Source organism: Sphingobium sp. (assembly GCA_023266575.1).
Lineage (GTDB): Bacteria > Pseudomonadota > Alphaproteobacteria > Sphingomonadales > Sphingomonadaceae > Sphingobium.
The window spans coordinates 118,517-133,995 of the sequence record JAHFPV010000010.1; the positions used below are offsets into that span (position 1 = coordinate 118,517).

Sequence of the window (15,479 nt, forward strand, 5' to 3'; positions counted from 1 at the left end):
GATCCGTAGCGGCAAAGCGTCAGGTCGCCGTGCCGCCGACCGTCAGTCCTTCCATCAGCAGGGTCGGTTGGCCGACGCCAGCGGGCACGCTCTGCCCGCCCTTGCCGCACATGCCAATGCCTTCGTCCAGCGCCCAGTCGTTGCCGATGCCGACCACCTTAGTCAGCGCGGTCGGACCGTCGCCGATCAGGGTCGCGCCCTTGATCGGATCGCCCAGCTTGCCATTCTCGACCCGGTAAGCCTCCGTGCAGGAAAAGACAAACTTGCCCGACACAATGTCGACCTGCCCGCCGCCAAAGCTTTTGGCGAAAATGCCCGACTTCATGCGTGACAGCAATTCTTCCGGGTCGTCATTCCCGCCCTTGATGAAGGTGTTGGTCATGCGCGGCATCGGGCCGTGGGCATAGCTTTCGCGGCGACCATTGCCGGTCGGCTCGACCCCCATCAGCCGGGCGTTCAGCCGGTCCTGCATATAGCCTTTGAGGATGCCATCCTCGATCAGGATATTCTCGCGCGTCGGCGTGCCTTCATCATCGATCGAAAGTGATCCGCGCCGGCTGGCGATCGCGCCGTCATCGACCACGGTCACGCCCGGCGCAGCGACGCGCTGGCCGATGCGGCCGGAAAAGGCGCTGGTCCCCTTGCGGTTGAAATCGCCCTCCAGCCCGTGGCCGATGGCTTCATGCACCAGCACGCCGGGCCAGCCGGGGCCAAGCAGCACGGTCATTTCACCAGCCGGCGCCGCGACCGAGCGGAGATTGACCTGCGCCTGCGCCAGCGCTTCGTCGATCGCGCGGTTCCAGACCGCCGGCTCCATCACCTGATCGTAAAGATAGCGCCCGCCAATGCCGAAGCTGCCGGTTTCGCGGCGTCCATCTTCTTCCAGAATCAACGAGACGTTGAGGCGCACCAGCGGGCGGATGTCGGTGGCGGTAAAGCCGTCGGCGCGGACGATCTCGACCACCGACCAGCTGCCGGCCAGGCTGACCGACACCTGCGCGACGCGCGGGTCGCGGGCGCGGGCGGCGGCATCGATCGCGGCGCACAGCGTCACCTTCTCGGCAAAGGGGACGATCTCCAGCGGATTGGCGTCGGTATAAAGGTGGCGGTTGGTGCGCTGGGGCGGCGGCGCGGGCGGGGCGGTGGCCGGATCAAGCAGGGTCAGCGTCTGCGCCGCCTTGCGGATCGCCGCTTCGCTAATGTCGTTGGCATGGGCAAAGCCGGTCATCTCGCCCGACACGCCGCGCAGGCCGAACCCGGCATCTGTCGAATAATCGGCGGTTTTCAGCCGTCCGTCGTCGAAACCGAAACTCTCGCTGGCGCGATATTGCAGATAGAGTTCGCCGTCGTCGCAGCTTTTGAGCGCATCGGCGGTCAGGCGGCGCGCGCCATCGGGATCAAGCAAGCCAGGGCGATAGAGAAGGCCACGGGCGTCGGTAAATTGGGCGGTCAGATCGGTCATGCCCCCGATATAGGGACGACATCATCCAGGCCCAAAGGAAAAGTTAGAGGCTGGCGCCCGAAGCGATGTCGGGCAGGTTGCCGACGTCGCCAGTATCCGCAGCGCCACCCGCCAGCACGAAGCGGCGGTCGCAATAGCCGCAATCGACATAGCCATGCTCGTCAATTTCCAGAAACACGCGCGGATGGCCGAGCGCGGCAGGAATATCGCCCGAACCGTCGCAGGAGACGCGGGATTTGGAGACTCGGATGATTTCAGGCGGCTGGATCATGATCGCGGACCTAGCAGCGGCGGCGCTGCGCTGCAATATGGGACAGGTGCCTACATCAGCGGCAGGCGCGGCCTTTTGCAGGGCATATCCCTGCCACCCTTCACCGCCTTGGCTGCAGGCTTCCAGTCGGCACAATCGCTCGCCGCCATCACCGCAAAGGGCGACAGCATCAGCAGGGCAGGCGCGATGGTGCCGCCAATAAGGGCTGCAAAGGGCATGGGCTAATGGTGCCGCAGCGATGCTTGCCACAGGATGAACGATACGCAGGCGGTTTGATTTCGGCTCCAACCTCGCAGCATAGCTGCTCGGAGCTTTTCGGCCGCCCGTCCCCCGGACGGGCTCTAAAGGCCGAAAAACTGGTGGGCGATGACGGGCTCGAACCGCCGACATTCTCGGTGTAAACGAGACGCTCTACCAACTGAGCTAATCGCCCGCTCCTGCGGAGAAGCGTCTATCTAGGGAAAAATGCCGGGGCGTCAAGCCGGGAGTCAGGTGGTGAGCAGGCGGCGGCTGGCCCCGAACCAGCGGGTCAGCGCTTCGGCAGCCTCGTTGGCCAGTGCGATGAAGATGCGGCGGCCGTCATGCGGATCGGCCTGCCGCTCGACCAGCCCCTTGTCGGTCAGGGTGCGGATCCAGCGCAGCGCAGTGGTGGGCGGCACGGCGGCGGCGATGCACAGGCTGGAAACGGACACGCGCTCATGTTCCAGCTTGGCCGCCAGCAGGTCGAGCAGCATGTCCCAGGCGGGATCGGCAAACAGGTCGCCGGGCAGGAAATCGGCGCGGATGCGGCGGGCGCGCAGCAGGTCGCGGACCTGTGTGGCGGTGATGACGGGCGTGTCGGTGCGTGTCGCTTCGCCGCCGATCGGGGCGAGCGCGGGCATCCCGATATAGTCGCTCGGCCGATCGGAAATACGCTGGCCCAGATCAAAGCTGGGGGTGGCCACCCGCGTCCGCTCGGTCAGCGCGTCGAGGGTGCGGGCAAGGCGACCGACTTCCTCGCTCAATTGCTGGAGGCGGGCGCTTTCGCGGTCGATTTCATGCACCTGGCCCGAAGCTGGCCGACGCTCCCCGGCGGCGACCAGTGCGGCGGCCAGTTCGACCCGGTCGGGATCGCACAGTAATTGCGTATGCGGGCTGCGCAGGCAGGCGAAGGCGAGTTCCACCGTATCCCATCCGGCGACCAGGATGACCGCCATGCCAGCCTGGATCGCCTGGGTTTCCAGTTGCACCAGCAAGCGTTCCAGCAGAGGGGTCATGACGGGACAAAAGACCAGTACCGTGTCACACTGGGCCTGAAGATCGAGCCGCACCGGGGCATCGGCCAGCGCGGTCAGCCCCAGCAGGCGGAAGCCTGCCGCCGCAGCGACCGGCTCCAGAGCGGAGGCGTCCATCTGGTCGGCGATCACCAGCAGGCTGGCGCGATCATCGCGCGGCGTCAGCGGTGCGCTATGGCTCGTCAGCGGCGAGGCGTAGGAAAAATCTTCCATCATGGTCCGAATCCCGTTCTAGCTTCGTTCTAAAGAATAAAGCAAGAACGGATCGATTCAGCCCCGCATATTCGCCATTTCGGACAGGCTCTGGAGCAATGGCCTTATTCGGCCATGGAAAAGGGGCGACAGGCGGCCCTTTCCGTCCAGTTTGCAGCCGATCTGGCGGGAGGATGAAGGAAATTTCCTATCACTTTAGGAAAAGCTGACATTCGCTCCGAAATGGACTCAATTGTCACACCGCCGTGGCGCGGGCGAAGGCGATGTAGAGCGCGCGCAGCCGCATCGCGACCGGGCCGGGCGTGCCGCTGCCGATGATCTGGCCGTCGATGGTGACGACCGACTGGCACAGGGTCGATGCGCTGGTGATGAACGCCTCTTTCGCGGACAGCGCTTCCGCGACGGTAAAGGGACGGCGGATCACGGCCAGTCCGCTTTCGGCGGCCAAAGCGGTCAGCGCGTCGCCAGTGCAGCCTGCCAGCACCGCCTGACTATAGGGGCGGGTGATGATGCCTTCGTCGGTGACGATGAAGGCGGTGGAGGAAGCGCCTTCGGTGACGAAGCCGTCCTCGACCAGCCAGGCCTCCTGCGCGCCCGCGTCGCGCGCGGCCTGCTTGGCCATTGCCTGGGCCAGCAGGCCAGTGCTTTTGATGTCGCGCCGTTTCCAGCGCAGGTCGGGCATCGTGGCAACCGCGATGCCGGTGGTGACGGCGGGCAAGTTCAGGAATGGCTTGTCCTGCACGAACAGGAAGAGGGTCGGCGCGGTATCGGGCGATGGCAGAAAGTCGCGGGTCGCGTCCGCGCCACGGGTGAGCTGGAGATAGACCAGCCCTTCATGGAGCGCATTGCGGGCGACGAGCTGCTTCTGCACCGCCTCAATCTCGGCAAGGCTGAGCGGCAGGCGGATGCCAAGCGCATCGGCAGAGCGTTGCAGCCGGGCGAGATGGCTGGCGCTGTCGACCAGCCCGCCATCGATCACCGCGGCGACCTCATAAATGCCGTCGGCAAACAGGAAACCGCGATCCAGCGGCGAGATCCGCGCCTGATCGAGCGGCAGAAAGGCACCATTGAGAAAGGCGATCGACATGAAGCGGGACGGTTCCTGAGCGGTGGATAGCCCCTGCTTTTGCCGGTCGGGCGGGCAGGGTCAAGCGGCTTGGCGGCACATATTGCCTTGGCGCGGGGCCGGTGATGGGCGCGGAACTTCGCTAACTTCGCCCATATCGCGCATGAAGAATGGGCGCAAAGTCGGTCGTCCGCTGGTGCGGGTTGGGGAGGGGTGGACGATGGGAAGGCGCCGGGAAGCAGGTATAGCAGGGGTGAGGGTCTGTAGGACAGGGTCGATGCTCCGCCTTTGCCTTCCCGTCTAAGCCGCCTTCCCCTGCAACGCCTTCTGCCGCCGCCTTTGCACCGATGACCCGATCCCCATCGCCTCGCGATATTTCGCGACCGTACGCCGGGCTATGTCCATGCCCTTGGCGCGGAGCAGGTCGACGAGGGTATCGTCCGACAGGATGGCATGGGGTTCTTCGGCCATGATGAGCGTCTTGATGTGGCTCTTGACCGCTTCGGCGGACACCGCGCCGTCGCCTTCTGCGTTGGACACGCCGCTGGTGAAGAAATATTTGAGTTCAAACTGGCCGCGCGGGCAGGAGAGATATTTGTTCGACGTCACCCGGCTGACGGTCGATTCATGCATGGCGATGGCGTCGGCGACGGTGCGCAGGGTCAGCGGTTTCAGATGCGCGACGCCCTTGCGGAAGAAATCCTCCTGTTGGCGGACGACTTCGCTGGCGACCTTGATGATCGTTTTCTGCCGCTGGTCGAGCGCCTTCACCAGCCAGTTGGCGCTGGCGAGGCAATCGGCGAGCCAGGCCTTGGCGCTCTTGTCCTGCTTGCCCGACGCCAGTTCGACATAGTAGCTGCGGTTGATGAGGACGCGGGGCAGGGTGGCGCTGTTGATCTCGATCGCCCAGCCATCGGCGGTCGGCCGCACGAACAGGTCGGGGGTGACCGGGGCGGCGCGATCGCTGGAAAAGCGCAGGCCCGGTTTGGGATCATAGCCGCGCAGCTCGCGGATCATGTCGGCCATATCCTCCTCATCCACGCCGCAGATGCGGCGCAGCTGCGGCAGCGCGCCGCGCGCCAGCAGATCGAGATTGGCGAGCAATCGGGCCATGCAGGGATCGTGGCGGTCGGCCTCCTTGGCTTGCAGGGCAAGACATTCGGACAGCGAACGCGCGCCGACCCCGGTGGGGTCGAATGTGTGGATGACGCCCAGCACCCGTTCGACATCGCAAAGCGGCAGGCCGAGCGCATGGGCGGTTTCGAGCAGATTGGCCTCCAGATAGCCCGCCGGGTCGATCTGGCCGATCAGCTGGCCAGCAACGATCAGGTCCATGCCGGACAGGGCGGCGCGGGCCTGATCCATCAGATGTTCCTGAAGGCTGGGTTCGGGATTGGCGAAACTGTCGAAATCGAGCGCCTCGCCGCTGCCGCCCGTCAGCGCGTCCATGCCGCTGCCAGAACCGCTACCCGTGCCATGGGCGCTGGCCATGCGATCGCCGGGGCCATCGTCGATGAAGGTTTCCGCGCCATAATCCACGTCGAGCGGGGAATCGCTGACACCCAGCCCCTGACCGATCAGATCGTCGCTTGACCCGGTTTCTGCCGAAAGCGTCGGGCGATCGACATCGCGGTCGATGCCGTCGGGCGCGGGCATATCGTCAGGCGCGCTGCCGCTGTCGAGCAGCGGGTTCTTCTCAAGCTCGCCCGCGACGAACGCCTCTATCTCCAGATTGGACAGCGCCAGCAGCTTGATCGCCTGCTGGAGCTGCGGCGTCATCACCAGCGACTGGCTCTGCCGTATGTCGAGGCGTGGACCGAGCGCCATTAGAACAGGGTCCATTCAGGACAGTGAGCGCGCGCCACCATCATGTCAGAGCGAGAAATTCTCGCCCAGATAGAGGCGGCGCACATCGGCATTGGCGACCAGTTCGGTCGGGCTGCCGGCAAACAGCATCTGGCCGCCATAGATGATGCAGGCGCGATCGACGATTTCGAGCGTTTCGCGCACATTATGGTCGGTGATGAGGACGCCGATGCCGCGATTTTTAAGGTCTTTGACCAGATCGCGAATGTCGGCGATGGATAGCGGGTCGATGCCCGCAAAGGGTTCGTCCAGCAGCACGATCGAAGGGTTGGCCGCCAGCGCGCGGGCGATTTCGCAGCGGCGCCGTTCGCCGCCCGACAGTGCCATCGCGGCCGAATCGCGCAGGCGGGTGAGGCCGAATTCGTCGAGCAACTGTTCCAGCCGCGCGTCGCGCGCGGCGCGATCCGGCTCGGCCAGTTCCAGCACGGCGCTGATATTCTGCGCCACGGTCAGGCCGCGAAAGATCGACGTTTCCTGCGGCAGATAGCCAAGGCCCAATATGGCGCGGCGATACATGGGTAGGCCGGTAATATCCTGCCCGTCCAATATGATGCGGCCGCGATCGGGGCGGACCAGCCCCATGACCGAATAGAAGCAGGTCGTCTTGCCCGCGCCGTTCGGGCCGAGCAGGCCGACCACTTCGCCCTTGCCCACGGTCAGCGATACGTCGGACAGGACGACGCGCTTGTCATAGCTTTTGGCGATCGAGATGACCGACAGGCCGTCGCCCAGCTCCTGCGGGGCCAGCGGGCGGTGGTCGGCGGCGGGCCGGTCCTGGGTGGTGACGTCGTGCATGGCTCGTCCATATTTGCAGCCAAGGGGTTGACCGCCGGTAAAAATTGACCCGCCCATGGGGCAGTTGGCATTCTTTGTGCATGGGAATGCCGCCGGGGCAAGGGGGAAAATGCCGGGCGGGGGCTTCGACGCGCCTAGCCGCGCACGGGAAGCGCCGTCTGATATTTGGTCACCGACAGCGCAAATTGCGACGATGCGCCCGCGACCGAAGGATGTTTGAGCAGGGTGCGCATCAGGAAATGCTCATAATCGGCGACGTTTGAGGCGACAACGCGCATCAGATAATCCCACTCACCGGACATCGAATAACATTCCATCACCTGATCATGATCGCGCACGAACATCTCAAACGCGGCAATCGAGTCGCCTGAAAAATCCTTCATCCGCACATGGCAGAAAATGGTGACATCCTGCCCCAGCAATTGCGGATCGGCCAGCCGCACCGCGCCGCGCAGCACGCCTGCCTCCTCCAGCGCCCTGACCCTGCGCCAGCAGGAGGGGCCGGTGCTGCCCACCCGTTCGGCGAGGTCCGCATTGCTGAGCGCGGCGTCGCGCTGCAACTCTGTAACGATGCGGCGATCGAGGGCGTCGAGTTCGACAAATTTCGTCATGTAATCGCGATTCTATGAAATCTAGTTACAGCTATAGTCGAATAGCCGGCCATTTTGAAAAGCAATTTCGCGCCCGATTTGCGATGCTGTGTCGATGGCTGACACCCCGACCAATCGTCCCGCGCACGCCGCAGAGGACTGGACCGTCCCGCAGGACTGGGACCGCTACAGCGCGGCCGATCATGCGATGTGGGACCGATTGTTCGACCGGCAGGCGCATATGCTGCCGGGGCGGGTGGTGCCGGAATTTATCGCCGGGCTGGACATATTGCGGATGGACCAGCCGGGCATCCCGCGCTTCGACGCGCTGTCGGATCGGCTGATGGCGGCGACGGGGTGGCAGGTGGTCGCCGTGCCGGGGCTGGTGCCGGATCGCGCGTTTTTCGATCATCTCGCCAATCGCCGCTTCCCCGCCGGTCGCTTCATCCGCACGCCAAACCAAGAAGATTATCTGGAGGAGCCGGACGTGTTTCACGACATATTCGGTCATGTTCCGCTGCTCGCCAATCCGGTGTTCGCCGATTATATGCAGGCCTACGGTCAGGGCGGGCTGCGCGCCGACGGACTTGGCGCGATCGAGAAGCTGGCGCGGCTCTACTGGTACACCGTCGAATTCGGGCTGATCGACACGGATCAAGGCCTGCGCCTCTATGGCGCGGGGATCGTGTCGTCCAACGCCGAATCGCATTTCGCGCTGGAAGATCCCTCGCCCAACCGGCTGGGCTTTAACCTCCAGCGGCTGATGCGGACCCGCTACAAGATTGACGATTTCCAGCAGAGCTATTTCGTCATCGACAGTTTCGACCAGCTGTTGCGCCAGACGGTCGAGACCGATTTCGCGCCGCTCTACGCCGCGCTGGACCAGCAGAGCGATCTCGACACCGACACTATCCTGCCCGGCGACCGCGTCTTTACCCGCGGGACGCAGGCCTATGCCCATAAGAAAATGCAAGAGGAGCCGATATGACTGCCAGTGCCGACAATCCCCTGGGCCTTAACGGTTTCGAGTTCGTCGAGTTCACCTCGCCAGAGCCGCAGGCGATGGCTGCGCAGTTCGAGGCGCTGGGCTTTACCGCGACCCACCGGCACCCGACCAAGAATATCACCCGCTACAAGCAGGGGCGGATCAATCTGATGCTCAACCGCGACGATGCGGGCCGGGTCGCGGCGTTTCGCGGCGTGCATGGCCCCTCGGCCAGCGCCATGGCGTTCCGCGTCGCCAATCCGCAGGACGCGCTGCAATGGGCGCTGGCCAATGGCGCGCAGCCGACGGAGGAGGATGATACCGTCATCATCGGGATTGGCGGCGCGTACCTCTATTTCATGCCGGACGGGGGCGACCCCTATGCCAACTGGGCCGAATTTCCCGGTTGGCGTGAGGCGGAGGCGCGCAACAATGTCGGCCTCGACCTGCTCGACCATCTGACGCACAATGTCCGGCGCGGGCAGATGCGGGTGTGGAGCGAATTTTACCGCACCCTGTTTGGGTTCGAGGAACAGAAATTCTTTGATATTGAGGGCAAGGCGACCGGCCTGACCAGCCAGGCGATGATCGCCCCGGACAAGGCGATCCGCATCCCGCTCAACGAAAGCAAGGATGAGAACAGCCAGATCGAGGAATTTATCCGCGACTATCATGGCGAGGGTATCCAGCATCTGGCGCTGACCACCGACGATATTTACGCGACGGTGGAAAAGCTGCGCGCGCGCGGCGTGCGGTTGCAGGACACGATTGAGACCTATTATGAACTGGTCGACAAGCGCGTGCCGGGCCATGGCGAGGATCTGGAACGGCTGCGCGCAAACCGCATCCTGATCGACGGCGATGTGGAAAGCGAAGGGCTGTTGCTGCAAATCTTTACCGAGCCGATGTTCGGGCCGATCTTTTTCGAGATCATCCAGCGCAAGGGCAATGAAGGCTTTGGCAACGGCAATTTCCAGGCCTTGTTCGAGAGTATCGAACTGGACCAGATACGGCGCGGGGTGGTGAGCGTCGACGCCTGACATAAGAGACGCGAGGAGAGGATCGACATGCATTACCTCCCCGGCTGGGGCAATCATCATGCAAGCGAGGCGGTAGCCGGGGCGTTGCCGGTCGGGCGCAATTCGCCGCAGCGCGTGCCGTTCGGCCTCTATGCCGAGCAATTGTCCGGCACCGCCTTCACCGCGCCGCGTCACGACAACCGGCGCAGCTGGCTATACCGGATGCGGCCGAGTGCCGGGCATCCGCCGTTCCGGCCCTATGCGTGCGAAACGCTGATCGCATCGGGGCAGGTCGATACGCCCAACCGACTGCGCTGGAATCCGCTGCCAGCCGCCGGGGCAGGGGTGGATTTCGTCGATGGCCTGATCACGGTCGCGTCCAATGGCGACATAAGCGCAGGGACGGGCTGCGCGGTGCATCTCTATGCCGCCAGCGCGTCGATGGTGGACCGCGCCTTTTTCAGCGCCGATGGCGAGATGCTGATCCTGCCGCAACAGGGACGCCTGCGCATCGTTACCGAAATGGGGGTGCTGGAGGTTGCGCCGTTGCAGGTTGCGCTGATCCCGCGCGGGGTGCGGTTTCGGGTGGAGCTGCCGGACGGCGCGGCGCGCGGCTATGTCTGCGAAAATCATGGCGCGCTGTTTCGCCTGCCTGAATTGGGACCGATCGGCTCCAATGGCCTGGCCAATGCCCGCGATTTCGAGGCACCGGTTGCCGCCTATGAAGATGTCGAGCGCCCGACGCAGATCGTGCAGAAATATGGCGGCACGCTCTGGGTGACGCAGCAGGATCACAGCCCGTTCGATGTCGTCGCCTGGCACGGCAATCTGACGCCCTGCCGCTATGACCTGACCCGCTTCAACACGATCGGCACGGTCAGTTATGACCATCCCGATCCGTCCATCTTCACCGTGCTGACCAGCCCCAGCGACACGCCGGGCACCGCCAATGTCGATTTCGTCATCTTCCCGCCGCGCTGGATGGTGGCGGAGGATACGTTCCGCCCGCCCTGGTTCCATCGCAATGTGATGAGCGAATATATGGGCCTGATCCACGGCCAATATGATGCCAAGGCGGGCGGTTTCGCACCGGGCGGCGGCAGTCTGCACAACAGCATGTCGGGCCATGGCCCGGACGTCGATAGCTGGCGCAAGGCGGTGGAAGCTGCCCTGTCGCCCCACAGGATAAAAGACACGATGGCGTTCATGATCGAGAGCCGTATGCCGTTCCGGCCGACCCGTTGGGCGATGGAAACAGCTTTGCTACAGGCTGATTATGACGCCTGCTGGCAGGGCTTCCCCAAGGCCCGCCTGCCATGACGCGCTGGTGGACGACGGATGAGACGCATGATCCGGCGCGGACCAGTTGGGTCGAGAGTGCGCAGGGTCATGGTGATTTTCCGATCCAGAACCTGCCCTATGGCGTCTTTTCGCCAAACGGCGCTGAGGCGCGGATCGGGGTCGCGATCGGCGACATGATCCTCGATCTCGCGGCCTGCGTGGAGGCAGGGCTGATCGCGCGGGACGCGGCGCTGCTTCACCCGACGCTCAACGCGCTGATGGCGTTGCCGGGCGTGATGCGCCGCAGCCTGCGCCGTGCGATCAGCGCCTTGCTGTCCGACCCGGCGATGCGGGCGACGGTCACTCCACATCTCCATGTCGCGGGCGATTGCACGCTGCATCTGCCCGCGCAGATTGGCGATTATAGCGACTTCTATGTCGGCATCCATCACGCCAATAATATCGGTCGCCAGTTCCGCCCGGACAATCCGCTGCTGCCCAATTATAAATATGTGCCGATCGGCTATCATGGCCGCGCCTCCTCGATCCGGCCGTCGGGTGAAGCGCTGGTGCGACCCTGTGGCCAGCGCAAGGCACCCGATGCCGACGCGCCCGTCTATGGTCCCACCGCGCGGCTCGATTATGAGCTGGAGCTGGGCGTGTGGGTCGGGCCGGGCAATGATCTGGGCAGCCCGATAGGGATTCACGACGCGGCGGAGCATATTGCCGGCTTCTGCCTGCTCAACGACTGGTCGGCGCGCGATTTCCAGGCATGGGAATATCAGCCGCTTGGGCCGTTCCTGGCCAAGAATTTCCATTCCACCATCTCGCCCTGGGTCGTCACCGCCGAAGCCATGGCCCCGTTCCGCATCGCCCAGCCCGCGCGGCCCGACGGCGATCCCGCGCCCTTGCCCTATCTGGCCGACCCCGTCGATCAGGCGCATGGCGCGCTGGGGCTGACGCTGGCGGTCTATCTGACCAGCGCGACGATGCGCGCGGAGGGGATGGCGCCGATGCGGCTCAGCCATGGTCCGGCCAGCAACATGTATTGGACGGTGCAGCAGATCGTGACCCACCATGCGTCCAATGGCTGCAACCTGATGCCGGGCGATCTGCTTGGCACCGGCACCATTTCCGCGCCGCTGCGCGAGGGCTTCGGTAGCCTGATGGAATTGTCGGCGGGGGGCAAGGAACCGCTGACCCTGCCGACCGGCGAAACGCGCGCCTTTCTGGCCGATGGCGATGAGGTCATGTTGCGCGCAGTGGCGCGGGCGGATGGGTTTATGTCCATAGGCTTTGGCGAGTGCCGGGCGCAGATATTACCGGCGCGGGGATAGGAGGACGGCATGATCCTGCACGGCTATTATCGCTCCACCGCTTCCTACCGCGTGCGGATCGCGCTCAATCTCAAAGGCCTCGCTTATGCCGACGCCTTCCACCATCTGCGGCTGGGGGAACAGCGCGCGCCCGCCTATCTCGCGCTCAATCCGCAGGGGCTGGTCCCCGCGCTGGAGGTGGACGGTGCCGTGCTGACCCAGAGCATCGCTATCTGCGACTATCTCGATGAAGCCTATCCCGAACCGCCACTGCTGCCCGCCGACCCGGTCACACGGGCGCAGGTGCGCGCCTTTGCGCTGGCGATCGCGTGCGACATTCACCCGGTGCAGAATCTGAAGATATTGCGGCGATTGCGTGCGCTGGGGCTGGACGAGGCGCAGGTGACGGGCTGGGCGCGTGAGACGATCGAGGATGGGCTGGCCGCTTGCGCGGCGCTGATCGCGGGACAGAGCGGCCCCTATTGTTTCGGCAATCAGGTGACGCTGGCCGACATCTGCCTCGTGCCCCAACTGGTCAACGCCCGCCGCTTTGGCGCGCGCTTCGACTATGGCCGCATCCCCGCGATCGAAGCGGCCTGCCTCGCACTTCCCGCCTTCACCCGCGCCGCGCCGGAAAGCCAGCCCGACGCGGAATAGGGGACGACTATTGTGGGATGGATGATCAATGCATCGTTCAACTGGTCAGGGGATTTGCGAGGAGATTTGCAGGTCATAATCATCCCGGCTTGGATAATCCAACCAACAGCAAAAGGCCCGTTCCACCACTGGAACGGGCCTTTTGGCTATCTGAAAACCGATCAGGCGCGCGGGGCGCAAACCCCGTAGCGGCTTACTTGATCTTGGCTTCCTTGAACTCGACATGCTTGCGCACGACCGGATCATATTTGCTGAAGCTCAGCTTCTCGGTCTTGGTGCGCGGGTTCTTCTTGGTGACGTAGAAGAAGCCGGTGTCAGCGGTGCTGACGAGGCGAATCTTGACAGTTGCTGGCTTGGCCATGGCCTTATCCCCGGACGTGAGTATAAAAAAGTAAGAGCGGCCCGCCAAATGTCAGGACCGCCCCGTTTCAGCGGTGGCCCATGGGGCAGATTCGCGTCGCTGTCAAGTTTGGCGCGCCGACTTTGGCCGGTTTACCCGGTCTTAACCAGACAGGCGCATCATGCCAATGGGACGACAGGACAGCGAAGGGGCTTTCCCATGCGACATGATCCAAAGCTGGCGATATTGGCCGACCTGATGCGACGGGTCGACGGGCTGGCGGGGCAGCGCGGCCATCTGTCGGTCGCCAGGCTGCATGATGAAGTCGACCAGATTCGCCATATCGCCCGCGCCTTTCACCTCGATGAGGTCGAAGGACTGGCCGGGACGCTCGAATCGGCGCTCTCGCTCCACGGCCTTGGCCCGGTGGTCCTGTCCTATCTCGACCTGATGCGCGACGCGATCACCAGTGACATGCCCGTGGCCGACATCGTGCCGATCATCGCGCACCGCCCGCCCGCCGCCGCACGTCCCACCCTGCACGCCTGAACCAGCGCCGCCGATGGACGCCCTGCTGCTTGCCCTGCTCGGCTGCCTGCTCGGCGAAATCGGTGACAAGAGCCAGTTGCTCGTCCTCGCGCTTGCCGCCCGTTATCGGCGCAACGGCGCGGTGATCGCTGGCATCATCGTCGCCGCCATCGCCAACGCCGCCATTTCCGCCACGGCGGGCGCATGGATCGGCCCGATGCTGGGCGCAGACGCGCGCCTCCTGTTCCTCTCGCTCTCCGTCCTGTTTCTGGGGATCGGTATGTTCTGGCCCGTCACTGCGCCCGATCCGCTGGCGGGCTGGCCGACCGGCGCGTTCCTCACCACGATGCTCGGCCTCTTCATCCTGGACTTTGGGGACGGCCCGCAATTCCTGATCCTGGGCATCACCACCCATAGCGGCAATCCGGTGCTGGCGGCGGTCGGCGGCGCGATCGGCGTGATCGCGGCGTCGGTGCCGGTCGTGCTGCTGCATGACCGGCTCTTCGCCGTCCTGCCCACCCGCGCGATCCGGCTGGGTGGCGGCGTGCTGCTGCTGATCGCGGGGAGTGTCATGGCCTTGTCCGCGCTGGCGCTTTTCTGATCGCTTTCTTTCATCAGGCTGATCGCGTTTTTCGGTGGCACCTTATGCGCTGTCGATCATTATATGTCCGAAACCAATATTGCACTGCCCAGGAGGACATGTATGACCGCCGCCGATCTCAAGACCCCTACTGACCTTAAAAGCAACGCCACCAAGTCCGTGGCGCAGGCGCTCAACGGCGTGCTGGCGGACAGCTATGCGCTGTACCTCAAGACCAAGAATTTCCACTGGCATGTGTCCGGCCCGCATTTCCGCGACTATCATCTGATGTTCGATGAACAGGCTGCCGAAATCCTTGCCACCACCGACCTGATTGCCGAGCGCGTGCGCAAGACCGGCAACGTTACCCTGCGCTCGATCGGCGACATTTCCCGCCATCAGAGCCTCAAGGACAATGACGCCGAATTCGTCAGCCCCGCCGACATGCTGATGGAATTGCGCAACGACAATCTGGCGCTGGTCGAATCCTTCCGCGCGGTCAAGGCCGCGGCGACCGAGGCAGGCGACAACGCCACCGAAGGCATTGTCGACGACTGGACCGACCAGGCCGAACAGCGCGCCTGGTTCCTGTTCGAGGCTGGCCGGGGGGCATAGCCGCCGCAGGCAAATGGATTCACGCGGAGACGCAGAGAGGTTTCACCAAATCCTCCGCGTCTCCGCGTCTCCGCGTGAACTTTACTTCACTCTTCGTCGATTAAAGTGATTGCGACGATCTCCACCGCATCCGGCTTCCCGGCAAAATCGACCGTCTCGCCAACCGCTGCATCCATCATCGCGCGCGCTAGCGGCGCGGAAAAACTGATCCGCCCGTCCGCCGGATCAGCCTCGTCATCGCCGACGAGTCCGACCGTCTTGTCCCGCCCATTCAGCCGATAGGTAACCCGGCACCCGAACGCCACGACATCCCCCGCCGCAACCGGCCGCAATTCTGCCGTCGCCAGTCGCGTCCGCCAGTAGCGCAGCACACGGCTATGTTTTTTGAGATCCTCTTCGGTCATGCCGCTCAGATCGACCGCCTCCAGCGCCCCGACCTTCTCCCGCGTCAGCCGCAACCCCCGCGCCGTCACCCAGTTCGGCCCCGCCGGGATCGGCAGCTCGAACTTGGGTTCCATATGCTCATCATCGCCCTCGCGACGAAAGGCGACACTCATCGCGCTCTCCCAAAAACAAATATCCGTTCGCCCTGAGCGAAGTCGAAGGGCAGCCAGAACGAAG

General features: G+C 64.2%; 18 protein-coding genes and 1 tRNA gene. 8 read left to right on the forward strand and 11 right to left on the reverse strand.

Annotated elements, in window-relative coordinates:
- Nucleotides 1-19 precede the first annotated feature (19 nt).
- From tldD to Q0D44_RS11570, 9 genes are all read right to left on the reverse strand, one after another.
- Nucleotides 20-1,462, reverse strand: a complete 1,443-nt coding sequence (tldD, locus tag Q0D44_RS11530) for a metalloprotease TldD (RefSeq protein WP_294136728.1) — start codon at nucleotides 1,460-1,462, stop codon at nucleotides 20-22.
- Between the two features lie 43 nt (nucleotides 1,463-1,505).
- Complete coding sequence (locus tag Q0D44_RS11535) at nucleotides 1,506-1,733, reverse strand: zinc-finger domain-containing protein (protein WP_217674156.1); 228 nt, start codon at nucleotides 1,731-1,733, stop codon at nucleotides 1,506-1,508.
- 50 nt (nucleotides 1,734-1,783) lie between these two features.
- Nucleotides 1,784-1,951, reverse strand: coding sequence for a hypothetical protein (locus Q0D44_RS11540; RefSeq protein WP_294136730.1), 168 nt, complete (start codon nucleotides 1,949-1,951; stop codon nucleotides 1,784-1,786).
- A 139-nt stretch (nucleotides 1,952-2,090) separates the two neighbouring features.
- Nucleotides 2,091-2,166 (reverse strand) — tRNA-Val (locus Q0D44_RS11545).
- A gap of 55 nt (nucleotides 2,167-2,221) precedes the next feature.
- Nucleotides 2,222-3,223: a MarR family transcriptional regulator gene (locus Q0D44_RS11550; protein WP_294136732.1), complete on the reverse strand. Its 1,002-nt coding sequence runs from the start codon at nucleotides 3,221-3,223 to the stop codon at nucleotides 2,222-2,224.
- A 232-nt stretch (nucleotides 3,224-3,455) separates the two neighbouring features.
- Nucleotides 3,456-4,307, reverse strand: a complete 852-nt coding sequence (locus tag Q0D44_RS11555) for a D-amino-acid transaminase (protein WP_294136734.1) — start codon at nucleotides 4,305-4,307, stop codon at nucleotides 3,456-3,458.
- 279 nt (nucleotides 4,308-4,586) lie between these two features.
- A complete protein-coding gene (gene rpoN / locus Q0D44_RS11560) occupies nucleotides 4,587-6,113 on the reverse strand; it encodes an RNA polymerase factor sigma-54 (RefSeq protein ID WP_294136736.1) in 1,527 nt (508 codons plus the stop codon).
- A 45-nt stretch (nucleotides 6,114-6,158) separates the two neighbouring features.
- A complete protein-coding gene (lptB, locus tag Q0D44_RS11565; RefSeq protein ID WP_119746411.1) occupies nucleotides 6,159-6,947 on the reverse strand; it encodes an LPS export ABC transporter ATP-binding protein in 789 nt (262 codons plus the stop codon).
- 134 nt (nucleotides 6,948-7,081) lie between these two features.
- Nucleotides 7,082-7,558: an Lrp/AsnC family transcriptional regulator gene (locus tag Q0D44_RS11570; RefSeq protein ID WP_294136743.1), complete on the reverse strand. Its 477-nt coding sequence runs from the start codon at nucleotides 7,556-7,558 to the stop codon at nucleotides 7,082-7,084.
- A 94-nt stretch (nucleotides 7,559-7,652) separates the two neighbouring features.
- Here Q0D44_RS11570 and phhA point away from each other — a divergent pair, with 94 nt between their 5' ends.
- Genes phhA through maiA form a run of 5 tightly spaced genes read left to right on the forward strand, consistent with a single transcriptional unit; the run spans nucleotide 7,653 to nucleotide 12,795 of the window.
- Nucleotides 7,653-8,525, forward strand: coding sequence for a phenylalanine 4-monooxygenase (gene phhA / locus Q0D44_RS11575; protein WP_294136746.1), 873 nt, complete (start codon nucleotides 7,653-7,655; stop codon nucleotides 8,523-8,525).
- Nucleotides 8,522-9,562, forward strand: a complete 1,041-nt coding sequence (hppD, locus tag Q0D44_RS11580) for a 4-hydroxyphenylpyruvate dioxygenase (protein WP_294136748.1) — start codon at nucleotides 8,522-8,524, stop codon at nucleotides 9,560-9,562. The genes phhA and hppD overlap by 4 nt, the downstream gene beginning before the upstream one ends.
- 27 nt (nucleotides 9,563-9,589) lie before the next feature.
- Nucleotides 9,590-10,861, forward strand: a complete 1,272-nt coding sequence (gene hmgA, locus Q0D44_RS11585) for a homogentisate 1,2-dioxygenase (RefSeq protein WP_294136750.1) — start codon at nucleotides 9,590-9,592, stop codon at nucleotides 10,859-10,861.
- Complete coding sequence (fahA, locus tag Q0D44_RS11590; protein ID WP_294136752.1) at nucleotides 10,858-12,159, forward strand: fumarylacetoacetase; 1,302 nt, start codon at nucleotides 10,858-10,860, stop codon at nucleotides 12,157-12,159. Before hmgA ends, fahA begins: the two co-directional genes overlap by 4 nt.
- Nucleotides 12,160-12,168: 9 nt before the next feature.
- Nucleotides 12,169-12,795 carry a maleylacetoacetate isomerase gene (maiA, locus tag Q0D44_RS11595; RefSeq protein WP_294136757.1) on the forward strand — a complete coding sequence of 209 codons (627 nt, stop codon included), beginning with the start codon at nucleotides 12,169-12,171 and terminating at the stop codon, nucleotides 12,793-12,795.
- Between the two features lie 193 nt (nucleotides 12,796-12,988).
- Here maiA and rpmG read toward each other — a convergent pair whose 3' ends face one another.
- Complete coding sequence (gene rpmG / locus Q0D44_RS11600; protein WP_006959016.1) at nucleotides 12,989-13,156, reverse strand: 50S ribosomal protein L33; 168 nt, start codon at nucleotides 13,154-13,156, stop codon at nucleotides 12,989-12,991.
- Between the two features lie 198 nt (nucleotides 13,157-13,354).
- On the opposite strand from rpmG, the gene Q0D44_RS11605 reads away from it, so the two are divergent.
- The 3 genes from Q0D44_RS11605 to Q0D44_RS11615 all read left to right on the forward strand — a co-directional run bounded on the left by Q0D44_RS11605 (nucleotide 13,355) and on the right by Q0D44_RS11615 (nucleotide 14,858).
- A complete protein-coding gene (locus Q0D44_RS11605) occupies nucleotides 13,355-13,684 on the forward strand; it encodes a hypothetical protein (RefSeq protein ID WP_294136758.1) in 330 nt (109 codons plus the stop codon).
- Between the two features lie 13 nt (nucleotides 13,685-13,697).
- Nucleotides 13,698-14,264, forward strand: a complete 567-nt coding sequence (locus Q0D44_RS11610) for a TMEM165/GDT1 family protein (RefSeq protein ID WP_294136759.1) — start codon at nucleotides 13,698-13,700, stop codon at nucleotides 14,262-14,264.
- Between the two features lie 102 nt (nucleotides 14,265-14,366).
- On the forward strand, nucleotides 14,367-14,858 hold the full coding sequence (locus Q0D44_RS11615; protein ID WP_217674170.1) for a DNA starvation/stationary phase protection protein: 492 nt from the start codon (nucleotides 14,367-14,369) through the stop codon (nucleotides 14,856-14,858).
- 86 nt (nucleotides 14,859-14,944) lie between these two features.
- Here the strand turns inward: Q0D44_RS11615 and Q0D44_RS11620 are convergent, their stop codons facing one another.
- A complete protein-coding gene (locus tag Q0D44_RS11620) occupies nucleotides 14,945-15,415 on the reverse strand; it encodes a GreA/GreB family elongation factor (RefSeq protein ID WP_294136760.1) in 471 nt (156 codons plus the stop codon).
- Between the last annotated feature and the right edge of the window lie 64 nt (nucleotides 15,416-15,479).

Excerpts from the sequence above, each read along its gene's own strand:
- rpmG (WP_006959016.1), bottom strand. The coding sequence starts at position 13,156 with ATGGCCAAGCCAGCAACTGTCAAGATTCGCCTCGTCAGCACCGCTGAC.
- Q0D44_RS11610 (WP_294136759.1), top strand. The coding sequence starts at position 13,698 with ATGGACGCCCTGCTGCTTGCCCTGCTCGGCTGCCTGCTCGGCGAAATC.
- Q0D44_RS11540 (WP_294136730.1), bottom strand. The coding sequence starts at position 1,951 with ATGCCCTTTGCAGCCCTTATTGGCGGCACCATCGCGCCTGCCCTGCTG.
- tldD (WP_294136728.1), bottom strand. The coding sequence starts at position 1,462 with ATGACCGATCTGACCGCCCAATTTACCGACGCCCGTGGCCTTCTCTAT.
- lptB (WP_119746411.1), bottom strand. The coding sequence starts at position 6,947 with ATGCACGACGTCACCACCCAGGACCGGCCCGCCGCCGACCACCGCCCG.
- Q0D44_RS11550 (WP_294136732.1), bottom strand. The coding sequence starts at position 3,223 with ATGATGGAAGATTTTTCCTACGCCTCGCCGCTGACGAGCCATAGCGCA.
- hppD (WP_294136748.1), top strand. The coding sequence starts at position 8,522 with ATGACTGCCAGTGCCGACAATCCCCTGGGCCTTAACGGTTTCGAGTTC.
- phhA (WP_294136746.1), top strand. The coding sequence starts at position 7,653 with ATGGCTGACACCCCGACCAATCGTCCCGCGCACGCCGCAGAGGACTGG.
- Q0D44_RS11555 (WP_294136734.1), bottom strand. The coding sequence starts at position 4,307 with ATGTCGATCGCCTTTCTCAATGGTGCCTTTCTGCCGCTCGATCAGGCG.
- fahA (WP_294136752.1), top strand. The coding sequence starts at position 10,858 with ATGACGCGCTGGTGGACGACGGATGAGACGCATGATCCGGCGCGGACC.
- maiA (WP_294136757.1), top strand. The coding sequence starts at position 12,169 with ATGATCCTGCACGGCTATTATCGCTCCACCGCTTCCTACCGCGTGCGG.
- Q0D44_RS11570 (WP_294136743.1), bottom strand. The coding sequence starts at position 7,558 with ATGACGAAATTTGTCGAACTCGACGCCCTCGATCGCCGCATCGTTACA.
- hmgA (WP_294136750.1), top strand. The coding sequence starts at position 9,590 with ATGCATTACCTCCCCGGCTGGGGCAATCATCATGCAAGCGAGGCGGTA.
- Q0D44_RS11605 (WP_294136758.1), top strand. The coding sequence starts at position 13,355 with ATGCGACATGATCCAAAGCTGGCGATATTGGCCGACCTGATGCGACGG.
- rpoN (WP_294136736.1), bottom strand. The coding sequence starts at position 6,113 with ATGGCGCTCGGTCCACGCCTCGACATACGGCAGAGCCAGTCGCTGGTG.
- Q0D44_RS11535 (WP_217674156.1), bottom strand. The coding sequence starts at position 1,733 with ATGATCCAGCCGCCTGAAATCATCCGAGTCTCCAAATCCCGCGTCTCC.
- Q0D44_RS11620 (WP_294136760.1), bottom strand. The coding sequence starts at position 15,415 with ATGAGTGTCGCCTTTCGTCGCGAGGGCGATGATGAGCATATGGAACCC.
- Q0D44_RS11615 (WP_217674170.1), top strand. The coding sequence starts at position 14,367 with ATGACCGCCGCCGATCTCAAGACCCCTACTGACCTTAAAAGCAACGCC.